Genomic DNA, 13,113 nt, shown 5'->3' with positions numbered 1-13,113 from the left:
GCAGCGACTACATGAAGCGGCTCGCACCGTGGCTGTAGCCGCTGTCGAGCCTGCGAGGGGCCCGCAGGGTTCCAGTCCGAAAGCAGCGTACTAGCGCTGGTGCGCCTGTTCCACCAGCCAGTCCAGCAACTCCAGCAATTGCGCCGAAGGCCCCGGACGCTCCGGATAGACCAGGTAATAGGCCTGGCCCGTCGGTATCTTCAATTCGAACGGCATGACCAGCCGCCCGGCACTCAGGTCATCGCCGATCAGGGCCCAGTCGCCCATCGCCACCCCGGTCCCCTGGGACGCCACCGACATCGCCAGATCCAGGGTCTCGAAATGCTGGCCCTTGCCCAGGGTGTTGAACGGCGTGCCCGCAGCCTTCAGCCAGCGTTGCCAATCCCGTTGGTCATGGGACGGATGCAGCAACAGGTGGTGCTGCAGGTCCGCCGGGCTCCTGAGGGGCGTAGGGCCCTCCATCAGCGGTCGCGAGCACACCGGGGTCAGCTGTTCATTGAACAAGTGCCGGGAACCGAGGTTCGGGGAGGGCGGGGCGCCATACATCACTGCGGCATCGAACGGCTCGCGGGTGAAGTCCACGCCGTGCTGGATGGTGGTGGTCAGTTGCACCGGCACTTCCGGTCGTTCCTTCTGCCATTGCAACAGCCGTGGCAGCAGCCAGCGCATGGCGCAGGTCGGGGCCTTGAGGCGCAGGTTGCGGCTGCGGCTGCCGATCTCGTCCACCGCGCCATTGATCAACTCGAATACCTGCTGCACCCGTGGCAGCCACTCCAGGCCTTCGGTGGTCAGGCTCAAGCCACGAGCCTGGCGCTGGAACAATGGATAGCCCAGGTGGCTTTCCAGTCCGGCGATCTGTCGGCTCACCGCGCCCTGGGTGATATGCAGTTGCTCGGCGGCGCGGGTGAAGTTGCAGCACTGGGCGGTGACCAGGAAGGTGTGCAGCGCGGGCAGGGGAGGCAGGCGTTTCATGGAGGGCCAGGCATGACGTGAGGACATGGCTAGTATGACTTTTTATCCATTGTTCCGGCTACCGGCGCGCCGTTCCAATAGCCCCCTTCCGGCGTCCACGGGTGTTTCCCGGTCGCACGGTATCAACCAACAAGAAAGGGCGATGAGATGGCGACATGTGGCGAAGTACTGGTCAAGTTACTCGAGGGGTATGGGGTCGAGCAGGTGTTCGGTATCCCTGGAGTGCATACCGTCGAGTTGTATCGGGGCCTGGCCCGTTCCTCCATCCGCCACGTCACCCCGCGCCATGAGCAAGGCGCCGGCTTCATGGCCGACGGCTACGCCCGCACCAGCGGCAAGCCCGGGGTGTGCTTCATCATCACCGGCCCTGGCATGACCAACATCACCACCGCCATGGGCCAGGCCTACGCCGATTCGATCCCGATGCTGGTGATCTCCAGCGTGCAGACCCGCAGCCAACTGGGCGGCGGGCGCGGCAAGCTCCATGAGTTGCCGAACCAGAGTGCCCTGGTCGGTGGCGTGGCAGCGTTCTCCCATACGCTGATGTGTGCTGATGAGTTGCCGGTGGTGCTGGCCCGGGCCTTCGCCCTGTTCCAGGCTGGCCGTCCGCGTCCGGTGCATATCGAGATCCCGCTTGACGTATTGGTCCAGGACGCCGACCACCTGCTGGCCAGCGAGCCGGTACAGATCGCCCGGGCCGGCGCCGCCCCGGCGGCCGTGGCGCAGATGGGCCAGTTGCTGGCGACGGCCAAGCGTCCGCTGATCCTGGCTGGCGGTGGCGCTATCGATGCCGCCGCGTCCCTGACCCAGCTCGCGCAGCTGCTGCAGGCCCCGGTGGCCTTGACCATCAACGCCAAGGGCATGCTGCCTTCGGCGCACCCGCTGCTGATCGGTTCGACCCAGTCGCTGGTGGCTACCCGGGCCCTGGTGGCCCAGGCCGATGTGGTGCTGGCCATCGGCACCGAACTGGCGGAAACCGACTACGACGTGACCTTCGCCGGTGGTTTCCAGATTCCCGGCACGCTGTTGCGGGTCGATATCGATGCCGACCAGACCGTGCGCAACTACCCGCCGAAAGTGGCGCTGGTAGCCGATGCCGATATCGCCGCCCAGGCCTTGCTGGCGGAGCTGTCGCGGCAAACCCTGGCCGAGCGCAGCAGTGACTGGGGGGCTGTGCGTGTCGATGCCTTGCGCCAGGAGCTGGAGCTCATCTGGGATGCCCCGACCCGGGCCCAGACCCGGCTTTTGCAAACCCTGGTCGAGGAGTTGCCGGAGATCGTCCTGGTGGGCGACTCCACCCAGCCGGTATACAGCGGCAACCTGACCTTCAATCCTGACCAGCCACGACGCTGGTTCAATGCTTCCACCGGCTACGGCACCCTGGGTTATGCCTTGCCGGCGGCCATCGGCGCCTGGCTCGGCGGTGGCTCGAGCCCGGCCCAGCGGCGGCCGGTGGCCTGCCTGATCGGTGACGGCGGCTTGCAGTTCACCCTGGCTGAACTGGCTTGCGCCGTGGAGGCGCAAACTCCGGTCATCGTCGTGTTGTGGAATAACCAGGGGTACGAAGAGATCAAGAAGTACATGGTCAATCGCGCCATCGAACCAGTGGGCGTCGACATCTACACCCCGGACTTCATCACCGTGGCCAAGGGCCTGGGCTGCGCTGCCGAGCGCGTCGACAACATCGCGCAGTTGCGCGCGGCCTTGCGCCTGGCGGTCGATCGCCAGGGCCCGAGCCTGATTGAAATCGACCAGAATCGCTGGACCCAGGGAGTACAGGCATGACTGCGCAACCGATGCTGGACGGCCTGTATATCGACGGCCAATGGTCGGCCGGCAATGAGCCGCTGCAAGTGATCAACCCGGCCACCGAGGCTCCCCTGGCCCGGGTGGCCGGCGGTGGGCCAGAGGCCGTGGACCGCGCGTTGCGTGCTGCCACTGGCGGGCTGGCTCGCTGGGCCAGAAGCACTGGTGCCGAGCGGGCGGTGGTGCTGCGCAGGATCGCCACTGGCGTGGCTGCGCGTCGCGAGCGCCTGGTGCAACTGCAATCAAGCAACAACGGCAAGCCCCAGACCGAGGCGGGCATGGACGTCGACGACGTGATCGCCACGTTCGACTACTACGCCGAACTGGCCGAGGGCCTGGACGCTCGCCAGGATGCCGAGGTGGCGCTGCCCAGCGCGGACTTCAGCGCCCGCCTGCGCCGCGAGCCATGTGGCATCGTCGGGCTCATCGTGCCGTGGAACTTCCCCATGGTCACCACCGCCTGGAAGCTTGCACCGGCCCTGGCGGCAGGTTGCAGCGTAGTGCTCAAGCCATCGGAAGTCACACCGTTGCCGGAGCTGGAGCTGGCGGCGATCATTGCCCAGAGCGGCTTGCCCCAGGGGGTGTTCAACCTGGTCTGCGGCACCGGCCTGGCAGTGGGGGCGCCTTTGGCGGCGGACCCGCGAGTGGCGAAGATCTCCTTCACCGGCAGCAATGCGGTGGGTGTCCAGGTCATGCAGCGGGCGGCGGAAACCGTCAAGGGCGTGAGCCTGGAGCTGGGCGGCAAATCATCGTTGCTGGTCCTGGCGGATGCAGACCTGGACCTGGCGGTGGAGCTGGCCTGCGGCGGTGGATTCTTCAACGCCGGGCAGATGTGCTCGGCCACCAGCCGGGTGCTGGTGGCGGCTGAACTGGCCGATGAATTCCTCTACCGGCTCAAGGCCCGGGCCGAAGGCATCCGGGTGGCCGAGCCGTTCGAGGCCGGGGCGCAGATGGGCGCGCTGGTCAACCAGGCGCAATACCAGCGGGTGCTGGGGCATATCGACCGTGGCTTGCAGTCTGGGGCCCGGCTGGTATGTGGCGGTAGTCGCCCGGCGCACCTGGCACAGGGCTACTTCATCCAGCCCACGGTATTCACCGAGGTGCCGCTTGACAGCGCGTTGTGGCGGGAGGAGATCTTCGGTCCGGTGCTGTGCGTGCGCAGCTTCGACAGCCAGCAAGAGGCTATCGAACTGGCCAACGACAGCGAGTTCGGCCTGGTCGCCAGTGTAGTGGGTGGCGATACCGCCAATGCCGAGGCGGTGGCCAATGCCCTGCAGGCCGGACTGGTGTGGATCAACGCACCGCAGGTGATCTTTCCCCAGACGGCCTGGGGCGGCTACAAGCAGAGCAGCATCGGTCGTGAGCTGGGGCCCTGGGGGCTACAGGCGTTCCAGGAGATCAAGCACGTGGTACGGGCCAACTAACCCGGTCCCAAGCTGCCTGCCCGCAGGCGCGCCATGTCCCGCAAGGGTGGCGCGCCGAACAGGCGACTGTACTCGCGGCTGAACTGCGAAGGGCTTTCATACCCCACCCGATAGCCCGCCACCGAGGCTTCCAGGCCTTCGGCCAGCATCAGCCGGCGGGCTTCCTGCAGGCGCAATTGCTTCTGGTATTGCAGCGGGCTCATGGCGGTCATCGCCTTGAAGCGATGGTGCAGGGTCGACACGCTCAGGTTGACCTCGCGCGCCAGGTCGTCGATGCGCAGCGACTGTTCGAAATTACCGTTGAGCCATTCGATCGCCTGGTTGACCCGGTGGCTCTGGCTATTGGTAGTGGCGATCTCGTACAGGCGATGGCCCTGGGGGCTGCGCAGCAGGCGGTAGAGGATTTCCCGGCGGACCAGGGGCGCCAGCATGGCGATGTCCTTGGGTGTGTCCAGCAGGCGGGTCAGGCGCAACACCGCATCGAGCATCGGCGAATCCAGGCGTTCCACGTACAGGCCGCGTCCGGTGGGCCGGGCGGGCACGCCCAGGGGACCGGCGTCGGCGATCAGGGCGTTGATCTCGCCGGGGTCGATGTCCAGGCGCAGGGCCAGGATCGGCTGCTCGGGGGAAACCATCGCCACCTTGCCGCTCAGGGGCACGGCAACCGAGACCACCAGGTAGTTCAACGGGTCGTAGTTGTAGGTCTCGTCGGCCAGCTGCACCTCCTTGCGGCCCTGGGCCATGATGCACAGCGCCGGCTGCGCCAGCACCGGGGCGAACTGGTGGGTATGGCTGTGGCGCGAGACGAACAGCGAATCGATGGCCGTGGCATGGCTGCCGTCGACGACGGTATGGCGATCGATGATCGCCGCCAGTTCCGCACGCTGGCGTTCCATTTCCGGGGCGAGGGGAGCCGGCAGGTTTTCCTGGGATGACATGGGGCAGCCTCCGGGGTTTTGCGATCGGCACAGCTTAAGTTTGTGCAAGCGGGGAGGCTAGGCCGATCCTGCGTAAAACTTGCCTGATCCTGCTACTTGCGCGCGCGATGTACGAGGTTGTCCCATCGACTGGAGTTTCACTTGCTTGAAACACCGCTGTAGTCATTTTGTCCCATGGCGCGGGACGAGCAAGCTGGTGGTGGGCGATATCGCAGGATTGGGCAAATTAGCGGCAGGAATCGACTAACCCGGGTTCACCCGCGGCCCGTATCGTTGGATCCTGTCGCAGCCCGTCCCCCGGCTGCCTCGACGACACCTGGGAGGGTCGCACATGTCCACGCATATTCCCGTCAGCCATATGGCTTTGGTCCGCGCCCGTGCGGGGCGCTCCACAGAGCTGGGCGCTCGCCTGAGCAGCCTGATTGAACCGTCCCGCCAGGCGCCCGGCTGCCTGCAGTTCGCCTTGCAACGCTCGCAGTGCGATGCCCAGTTGTGGCTGGTGTCCGGGTTCTGGAGCAGCCAGCAGGCGATGACCGCTTATTTCAGCTCGCCGGCCATGGAGGTCTTCAGCGAGCTGGTCCAGGACCTGGTGGTCGACAGCCTGGACTTGCACACCTTCGATACCGTTTCGGCACAGGAACTGCCGGGCGAGTACCCCCAGTTGCACTGCGTGCCGGTGCACAAGCTGGCCAGTTGAAGGTTTAGAATGGCCGACTTTCCATTGGCCAGGACCCGCAACATGGCACGCAAAGAGTTTGCACATTACGAAGCAGTTTCCGCTGTGGTTCCAGGGGAGGGGGGATACAGCGCCGCCATCGCCATCAAGGCCCTGGATGTTTCAGGAGCCCCGCGCTTTCACAAAGTCCTGGACGAGCAGAAGTTCAAGACCGCCCATGACGCCGACCAGGCTGCCGCGCAACAACTCGAACAGCTGATAGACGTCGACGCCGACGGTCAATTGTGCTGGAAGACTATTTGACCACTCCCGGGCGGTACATCTTGAACAGGGCCTCGGGGCCCAGCTGGAAGTAATCCGCCGGACCGCCGCCGCGCAGAATGGGTTCTGCCGCGGCGGTGTCATAGATGCCGTCCTTGAGCAGCCACTTGGCGATATGCACGGCGACCACTTCGCCGAGGATCAGCCAGCTCGGCACCAGCTCCTTGTCCGCCCGCTGCAACTGAATGATCTGCGTGACCTTGCACTCGAAGGACACCGGGCTTTCGGCTACCCGTGGCACGGCGATGACTTTCGAAGCCACTGGCGTCAGGCCCGACAGGGCGAATTCGTCGACCTCGGGGGCCACGGCAGCGCAGCTCTGGTTCATCTGCTCGGCCAATGGCCGGGTGGCCAGGTTCCAGGCGAACTCGCCGGTCTTCTCGATGTTGTTCAGGCTGTCTTTGCGCCCGACGCTGGAGAACCCGATGATCGGCGGAATGTAGTTGAAGGCGTTGAAGAAGCTGTAGGGCGCAAGATTCAGGCGACCCTGCTCGTCCTGGGACGAAATCCAGCCAATGGGACGCGGGCCGACGATGGCGTTGAACGGGTCGTGGGGCAGGCCGTGGCCCAGGGCGGGTTCGTAGTAGTGGATATCGTCGGGCATGGCTCGCGGTTCCTGCTGGGAGCTTTAGGGGGCGCCATAGTGCAGTGCGCATCCGGCGAATTCCAGCTTCGCCGTGCAGGATGTGTGGCCTGGAAAGATCGAGCCCGGCGCAAGTGCCGGGCTGTGCTGTCCAGAAGAACGATCAGCCGATGTTGGCGGAACCGGTGCGGTCGTAGCCATCGGCAGCGAGGGTGGCGGACCCGGTGCGATCGTAGCCATCGGCGGCGAAGGTAGCGGAACCGGTGCGATCGTAGCCATCGGCGGCGAAGGTAGCGGAACCGGTGCGGTCATAGCCATCGGCGGCGAAGGTGGCGGACCCGGTGCGGTCGTAGCCATCGGCGGCGAAGGTGGCGGACCCGGTGCGATCGTAGCCATCGGCAGCGAAGGAATGGGCAGCCAGTACCGACAGGGTCAGGGCCAGGATCAGTTGGTTTTTCATGATGGCGACTCCGGATGGGGTGGGGCGTTGTTGGTGGGCTTGGGATGAATCCTACTCCGATCAAGTTGATTAAAAAGCGCAAATAAATGCTTTAAATAATCAGTTAAATCGATGTTTTTGCGGTCTGTGCTCACCTGCCTATAAGGGGCATCAGGCTTCTGGATGGATTCGGATTTATCCCGCTGACAGGCTGGATACCCTGGGTTAACTGATCATTAATTGAGCAGTCATGCGCCAGAAAATGCCGGCCAACGGTTTTTTCATACACGCCCTACCGATTTTTCACTCGCCGCCGTTCAGCCTCCACGCAAGCCTGCATACCAAGACAGGCCACCTCGAATGCGACCCTTGGAGCTCCCTACCGAATGAACAAACTTCCCCAGATCACCCTGGCCTTCTGGGTCATGAAAATCTGCGCGACGACCCTGGGCGAAACCGCCGGTGACTTGCTGTCGATGACCCTCGATGTCGGCTACGCCATCAGCTCAATGATCCTCATCAGCGTGTTCCTGCTGACGCTGGTCACCCAGCTGTTTTCCAAGACCTACAACCCGGTGCTGTATTGGCTGGTGATCCTCTCCACCAGTACCGCGGGCACCACCATGTCCGATTTCATGGACCGCACCCTGGGCCTGGGTTACGCCAGTGGGTCGCTGATCCTGATCGCTATCTTGCTGGTGATCTTCGCTGCCTGGCGCATGAGCGGCGAGTCGTTGAACGTGAATCGGGTCCAGGGTTTTCGTGGCGAGCTGTTCTATTGGCTGGCGATCCTGTTTTCCAACACCCTGGGCACCGCGCTCGGTGATTTCCTGGCCGATGACTCGGGCCTGGGCTTTGCTGGCGGTGCGCTGCTGATCGGCTCGGCCATTGCCCTGGTGGTGGTGCTCAAGTACTGCACCAGGTTGTCGCCGGTCCTGCTGTTCTGGGTGGCTTTCGTGCTGACCCGGCCGTTCGGTGCGACCTTGGGCGACTTCCTGACCAAGTCCCATGAAAAGGGCGGCCTGGACTTCGGCACTGTCGGCTCGTCGGTGGTCTTGGCGGGGATCCTGCTGGTGCTGGTCGTCGGGGCTTGCTGGGCGCAGAAGCGCGACTCGCGCCAGGGCGCCGCGCAACTGTCTTGAACCCCGGATGGGTCGAACCAAGCGCCCGGGCCTTGCACCCGGGCGCTTGGTCTTGTCAGTCGGTTTCGATCCGCGAGTGCTTGCCGGTGTCCTTCATGGTCGCGTAGACCAGCAACGAGCAGGCGATGCAGGCGGTGACGTACCAGTAGTAGCCGGTTTCCATGCCGATGCTCTTGAACCACAGGGCGATGTATTCCGCGGTACCGCCGAATACCGAGACGGTCAGGGCGTAGGGCAGGCCCACGCCCAAGGCGCGGATCTCGGTCGGGAACAGCTCGGCCTTCACCACCGCGTTGATCGAGGTGTAGCCACTGACGATGATCAGGGCCGCCATGATCAGGAAGAACGCACCCCACCAGGTCTGGATGCTATGCAAGGTGCTGAGGATCGGCACCGTGAACAGGGTGCCGAGCACACCGAAGGCGATCAGGATCGGGCGTCGGCCGATCTTGTCCGACAGGCCGCCGATCACCGGTTGCAGGCACATGAACAGGAACAGGGTCGCTGCGGAAATGGTGGTGGAGTCGGAAATGCTCATGCCGACGGTGTTCACCAGGTATTTCTGCATGTAGGTGGTGTAGGTGTAGAAGGCCAGGGTGCCGCCCATGGTCAGGCCAACCACGGTCAGCAGTTCCTTGGGATGACGCAGCAGGGTGCGCATCAGGCTTTCCTTGGGTTTTTCCTTCTTCTTGGCGAAGGACTCGGTTTCCTCCATGCCACGGCGCAGGTACAGCGCCACCACGGCGCAGAGGGCGCCGATGGCGAACGGAATCCGCCAGCCCCAGGACTGCAGTTCTTCGGTGGTCAGCAAGTTCTGCAGGACGATCAGTACCGCCAGGGCAATGAGCTGGCCGGAGATCAGGGTGACGTACTGGAAACTGGAGAAGAAACCACGGCTTTGCTTGGTCGCCATTTCGCTGAGGTAGGTGGCCGAGGTGCCGTATTCACCTCCCACCGACAAGCCCTGCATCAGTCGCGCCAGCACCAGCAGGATCGGCGCGCCAACGCCGATGGTCTCGTAGCCCGGGGTCAGGGCGATGATCAGGGAGCCTGCGCACATCAGCAGTACCGAGGCCATCAAGGCGGCCTTGCGCCCCTTGCGGTCGGCGTAGAGCCCCATCAACCAGCCGCCGATCGGGCGCATCAGGAAGCCCACGGCGAAGATCGCGGCGGTATTGAGCAGTTGGGCGGTGGTGTCGCCCTTGGGGAAGAAGACCTTGGCGAAGTACAGCGAGAATGCGGCGTAGACGTACCAGTCGTACCACTCGACCATGTTGCCGATCGAGCCGCTGAAAATCGATTTCAAGCGGCTGGCGGTGGTCTTTTCCTGGGTGGGCACGGCGGCCGACCCGGCAGGCAGGGTATTGGAAATATCCATCACGAACCTTCTATTCATTGTTGTTGTGGAGTGCGCGCAAACGCAGCCTGCCAGGGCTATAGCAGGAGCTGTGCCAGGAGCGAGAAGCCCGGTCTAGAAGGGTCTTGATGAATCGATAAGCGGAAATCCGCCTATCGCGGGGAGGGCTATGAGCGGGAAATTGCCTAGGAAGGGACGTCGCCAGAGGCCAGATGCATGCCTTGCGGCCCTCAGGATTTTCAACTGCCTTTGACGAACATTTCCCGGCTCAGGCCATGGCGCTGCATCTTTTCGTTCAGCGTGCGGCGCGGCAGTTGCAGTTCGTGGAGCACCGCCTTGATCTCGCCCTTGTGCCGGGCCAGGGCGGCGCGCAGGCACTGTGCTTCGAAGGCCTCTTGCTGGGCGGCAAGGGATTGGCCAACGGCGAGCGCTTCGGCCTGCTGCTCTTGCAGTCCCAGCACTTGGCGCTCGGCGGCATTGGCCAGCTCGCGCACGTTGCCTGGCCAGTCATGGCTGAACAGGCGCCCCAGCTGTGGACCGTCCAGCGCGACCACCTGGCGGCCCAGGCGTTGTCCGGCCTGGCGAGCGAAGTGCTCGTAGAGCAGGGGGATGTCCTCGCGGCGTTCGCGCAATGGCGGCAGGCGCAGTTCGGCAACAGTCAGGCGGTAGGCCAGGTCTTCGCGAAAACGCCCGGCCCGGGCCTCTTCCAGCAAGTCGGGCTTGGTGGCGGCGATGATCCGCAGGTCGACGCTGATGCTCTGGTTGGAGCCCAGGCGTTCGAGCTTCTGTTCCTGCAGCACCCGCAACAGCTTGACCTGCTGGGCCAGGGGCATGCTTTCGATCTCGTCGAGGAACAGGGTGCCGCCGTTGGCATATTCCAGCTTGCCGATGCGCTTGCCCTGGGCACCGGTGAAGGCGCCGCTTTCGTGGCCGAACAGCTCGGCCTCGAACAGTTGTTCGGGAATCGCCGCGCAATTGAGGGCGACGAAGGGCTTGTCGGCCCGCGGTCCGAAGTCATGCAGGCAGCGGGCGATCAGCTCCTTGCCGCTACCGGTTTCGCCCCGCACCAGCACGTTCACCGGCAGCGGGGCCAGCTCCAGCACCTGGCGGCGCAGGGTCTGCAAGGCCTGGGAAACGCCGAGCAAGGTGGCGTCGAGCCTGGCGCGGCTATCGGCCTGCTGGTGCAGGCGGCGGTTCTCCAGCACCAGCCGGCGCTTGTCCAGGGCCCGGCGCAGGCTGCTGAGGAGGATCTCGGGGCTGAAGGGTTTTTCCAGGAAGTCATAGGCGCCATCGCGCATGGCCTCCACCGCCATGGGCACGTCGCCATGGCCGGTCAGGAGGATCACCGGCAGGTCCGGGTCCAGGCGCTGGACCTGGGCCAGCAGTTCCAGGCCGCTGATGCCGGGCATGCGCACATCGCTGAGGATCACCCCGGGAAAGTCCCGTGGCAGTCGCGCCAGGCATTCCTCGGCCCGGCTGAACAGCTGCACCTCGAAGCCCGACAGGCTCAGCCACTGCTCCACGGCGCTGCGGATGCTGGCTTCGTCGTCCACCACCAGCACTGAGTTCAGCATTGGATATGTGCCTCCAGGTCGATGGGCAGGCTCAGGGTGAACACTGCGCCCTGGTCCTGGTTGGCGACGCTCAGGCGGCCGCCCAGTTCATGGACGATGGCGTAGGACACCGCCAGCCCGAGCCCGAGGCCGTCGCCCACCGGCTTGGTGGTGAAGAACGGATCGAACACGCTCAGCAGATGCTCGTCGGCGATCCCGCCGCCGGTATCGGCCACGCGCAACTGCCAGAGCTGGTCCTCGGCCTCGAGGCTGATCTGCAGGTGTTTGTGGGGTTTGTCCAGCATGGCGTCCAGGGCGTTGCGCAGCAGGTTGATCAAGACCTGCTCCAGGCGGATGGCATCGCCGCGGACCCAGGCGGGGCGAGTCACTTGCAGCATGACCTGGATGTTTTCCGTGCGCAGCCGTGCTTCGAGCAGTTGCAGGGACTGGTCCACCACCGCGGCCAGGTCCAGGCGCTCGCGCAGGCCGCTGGGGCTCTTGCGGGCGAAGGTCTTGAGGTGGCTGGTCAGGGCGGCCATACGGGTCAGCATGTCGTCCAGCGGCCGCAGGGCCTTGTAGGCTTCGTCCACCCGGCCGTGCTCCAGCAGCAGTCGCAAGGTGGCCAACTGCATGCGCTGGGTGGTCAGGGGCTGGTTGATTTCATGGGCCAGGGCTGCGGACATCTGCCCCAGGGCCGCGAGCTTGGCCGATTGCACCAGGCCTTCCTGGGCGGTGCGCAGGTCGCGGGTGCGCTCCTCCACCAGTTGCTCCAGCTCCTGGCGATTGCGTTGGCGGATCTTGCCCAGGCGCCAGCGCTGGTTGAGGAAGAGCAGCAGGAACACCAGGGCCAGCCAGGCGCCACCGGCGGCGAGGCCGGCGTTACGGCTTTCCTCGAAGGCACTGGGCGGCTTGCGCAGCAGGTGCAGGGTCCAGCCCTCGGCGGCCAGCGGCAGGGATTCCCAGAGGTAATTGGTCGCGCCCTGGTCGTCCTGGACGCGGATCAACTGGCTGCCGTCGTCGATCTGCTGCAGCTGGGTATGTTGCAGGGGCACCAGCAGTTGCTTGTCGTACTGGCGGGTCAGGCGGATCTCTTCCAGATCGTTGGCCGACAGCGGTTGCAGGTGGCGGTAGCGCCAGCCCGGCTGGTTGGCGATGAACACGATGCCGCGGGCATCGGTCACCAGCAGGGTATCGCTGCCCTGGCTCCATTCATGTTCCAGCTCGGGAAACTCCAGCTTGACCACCATGGCCCCGAGAAACTCGTCGTTGTCGGCCTTGACCGCGCTTGAGAGGAAATACCCGGGGATGCCGCTGGTCACGCCGATGGCATAGAAGCGCCCGCTGCCCTGGCTGCGGGTCTGCTTGAAGTAGGGACGGAAACCGTAGTTGTGGCCGACGTAGCTGCTGGGCAGGCGCCAGTTGCTGGCGGCCACGGCCAGGCCGTCATGGTTGAGCAGTTCCAGGGTCGAGGAACGGGCGGCGCCGTTGATCTTCTCCAGCTTGCGGTTCAGCGCGTCCTGGGTTTCAGGCGTCACCGATCCCTGGAGCGCCGCGCGCAACTCCGGGTCCAGGGCCAGCACCGCCGGCAGTGCCCGATAGCGTTCGATCAGGGTGTGCAGGGAGTTGGCATACAGTCCCAATTGCTCGTTGGCGCGTGCGGCTTCCTCCACCAGGGTCTGGCGTTCGGCGTGGCGCATGGCCAGGCCGGCGCTGACGACGGTGCCAGCGAGAATCACCAGGATGTAGAACGTCAGGCGAAGGGAGCGTGAGATCTGGGCCATGGGTCGGGGCAGGCTGCATTGGGGGCGGGAACGATAGCATGAGCGCCGGGTGGAACGTTGATCGCGGACAGTGTCGGCAAAGGGCGCGGCATAAAAAAGCGGCGGGCCGTTGGATCAACAG

12 protein-coding genes are annotated in these 13,113 nt (G+C 64.8%); 5 read left to right on the top strand and 7 right to left on the bottom strand.

The features are described from left to right. Positions 1-90 precede the first annotated feature (90 nt). On the bottom strand, positions 91-972 hold the full coding sequence (locus C4K40_RS24550; RefSeq protein WP_022640563.1) for a LysR substrate-binding domain-containing protein: 882 nt from the start codon (positions 970-972) through the stop codon (positions 91-93). A gap of 147 nt (positions 973-1,119) precedes the next feature. On the opposite strand from C4K40_RS24550, the gene C4K40_RS24545 reads away from it, so the two are divergent. Continuing rightward, entirely contained in the window at positions 1,120-2,757 is a 1,638-nt protein-coding gene (locus C4K40_RS24545) for a 5-guanidino-2-oxopentanoate decarboxylase (RefSeq protein WP_022640562.1), read from the top strand. After that, on the top strand, positions 2,754-4,202 hold the full coding sequence (locus C4K40_RS24540; RefSeq protein ID WP_053131623.1) for an aldehyde dehydrogenase family protein: 1,449 nt from the start codon (positions 2,754-2,756) through the stop codon (positions 4,200-4,202). Before C4K40_RS24545 ends, C4K40_RS24540 begins: the two co-directional genes overlap by 4 nt. Here the strand turns inward: C4K40_RS24540 and C4K40_RS24535 are convergent. Further along, positions 4,199-5,140: an AraC family transcriptional regulator gene (locus tag C4K40_RS24535; RefSeq protein WP_022640560.1), complete on the bottom strand. Its 942-nt coding sequence runs from the start codon at positions 5,138-5,140 to the stop codon at positions 4,199-4,201. The genes C4K40_RS24540 and C4K40_RS24535 overlap by 4 nt on opposite strands. 331 nt (positions 5,141-5,471) lie before the next feature. On the opposite strand from C4K40_RS24535, the gene C4K40_RS24530 reads away from it, so the two are divergent. Next, complete coding sequence (locus tag C4K40_RS24530) at positions 5,472-5,837, top strand: putative quinol monooxygenase (RefSeq protein ID WP_022640559.1); 366 nt, start codon at positions 5,472-5,474, stop codon at positions 5,835-5,837. Positions 5,838-5,846: 9 nt separating this feature from the next. Then, entirely contained in the window at positions 5,847-6,119 is a 273-nt protein-coding gene (locus tag C4K40_RS24525; protein ID WP_022640558.1) for a hypothetical protein, read from the top strand. Here the strand turns inward: C4K40_RS24525 and C4K40_RS24520 are convergent. Continuing rightward, positions 6,112-6,741 (bottom strand): flavin reductase family protein, encoded by a 630-nt coding sequence (locus tag C4K40_RS24520; RefSeq protein WP_053131620.1) that lies wholly within the window; start codon positions 6,739-6,741, stop codon positions 6,112-6,114. The two genes, C4K40_RS24525 and C4K40_RS24520, sit on opposite strands and share 8 nt — an antisense overlap. A 142-nt stretch (positions 6,742-6,883) precedes the next feature. Continuing rightward, the gene (locus C4K40_RS24515; RefSeq protein ID WP_053131617.1) at positions 6,884-7,180 is read right to left on the bottom strand and encodes a hypothetical protein; all 297 of its coding nucleotides are present in this window, start codon (positions 7,178-7,180) and stop codon (positions 6,884-6,886) included. A 365-nt stretch (positions 7,181-7,545) separates the two neighbouring features. Between C4K40_RS24515 and C4K40_RS24510 the strand changes: the two genes are divergently transcribed. Further along, the gene (locus tag C4K40_RS24510; protein ID WP_022640555.1) at positions 7,546-8,301 is read left to right on the top strand and encodes a membrane protein; all 756 of its coding nucleotides are present in this window, start codon (positions 7,546-7,548) and stop codon (positions 8,299-8,301) included. Between the two features lie 55 nt (positions 8,302-8,356). Here C4K40_RS24510 and C4K40_RS24505 read toward each other — a convergent pair whose 3' ends face one another. From C4K40_RS24505 to C4K40_RS24495, 3 genes are all read right to left on the bottom strand, one after another. Continuing rightward, positions 8,357-9,679, bottom strand: coding sequence for an MFS transporter (locus C4K40_RS24505; protein ID WP_053131615.1), 1,323 nt, complete (start codon positions 9,677-9,679; stop codon positions 8,357-8,359). Positions 9,680-9,897: 218 nt separating this feature from the next. Beyond that, positions 9,898-11,232 carry a sigma-54 dependent transcriptional regulator gene (locus tag C4K40_RS24500; protein WP_022640553.1) on the bottom strand — a complete coding sequence of 445 codons (1,335 nt, stop codon included), beginning with the start codon at positions 11,230-11,232 and terminating at the stop codon, positions 9,898-9,900. Next, on the bottom strand, positions 11,226-12,992 hold the full coding sequence (locus tag C4K40_RS24495; RefSeq protein ID WP_022640552.1) for an ATP-binding protein: 1,767 nt from the start codon (positions 12,990-12,992) through the stop codon (positions 11,226-11,228). The genes C4K40_RS24500 and C4K40_RS24495 overlap by 7 nt, the downstream gene beginning before the upstream one ends. Positions 12,993-13,113: the final 121 nt, after the last annotated feature.

Source organism: Pseudomonas sp. CMR5c (assembly GCF_003850545.1).
GTDB lineage: Bacteria > Pseudomonadota > Gammaproteobacteria > Pseudomonadales > Pseudomonadaceae > Aquipseudomonas > Aquipseudomonas piscis.
Note: the sequence above shows the minus strand (reverse complement) of the source record. Positions and strands in the feature narration are given on the sequence as shown.

Bases quoted from the DNA above. Each gene is read 5' to 3' on its own strand.
- C4K40_RS24550 (WP_022640563.1), bottom strand. From the start codon at position 972: ATGAAACGCCTGCCTCCCCTGCCCGCGCTGCACACCTTCCTGGTCACC.
- C4K40_RS24545 (WP_022640562.1), top strand. From the start codon at position 1,120: ATGGCGACATGTGGCGAAGTACTGGTCAAGTTACTCGAGGGGTATGGG.
- C4K40_RS24540 (WP_053131623.1), top strand. From the start codon at position 2,754: ATGACTGCGCAACCGATGCTGGACGGCCTGTATATCGACGGCCAATGG.
- C4K40_RS24535 (WP_022640560.1), bottom strand. From the start codon at position 5,140: ATGTCATCCCAGGAAAACCTGCCGGCTCCCCTCGCCCCGGAAATGGAA.
- C4K40_RS24530 (WP_022640559.1), top strand. From the start codon at position 5,472: ATGTCCACGCATATTCCCGTCAGCCATATGGCTTTGGTCCGCGCCCGT.
- C4K40_RS24525 (WP_022640558.1), top strand. From the start codon at position 5,847: ATGGCCGACTTTCCATTGGCCAGGACCCGCAACATGGCACGCAAAGAG.
- C4K40_RS24520 (WP_053131620.1), bottom strand. From the start codon at position 6,741: ATGCCCGACGATATCCACTACTACGAACCCGCCCTGGGCCACGGCCTG.
- C4K40_RS24515 (WP_053131617.1), bottom strand. From the start codon at position 7,180: ATGAAAAACCAACTGATCCTGGCCCTGACCCTGTCGGTACTGGCTGCC.
- C4K40_RS24510 (WP_022640555.1), top strand. From the start codon at position 7,546: ATGAACAAACTTCCCCAGATCACCCTGGCCTTCTGGGTCATGAAAATC.
- C4K40_RS24505 (WP_053131615.1), bottom strand. From the start codon at position 9,679: ATGGATATTTCCAATACCCTGCCTGCCGGGTCGGCCGCCGTGCCCACC.
- C4K40_RS24500 (WP_022640553.1), bottom strand. From the start codon at position 11,232: ATGCTGAACTCAGTGCTGGTGGTGGACGACGAAGCCAGCATCCGCAGC.
- C4K40_RS24495 (WP_022640552.1), bottom strand. From the start codon at position 12,992: ATGGCCCAGATCTCACGCTCCCTTCGCCTGACGTTCTACATCCTGGTG.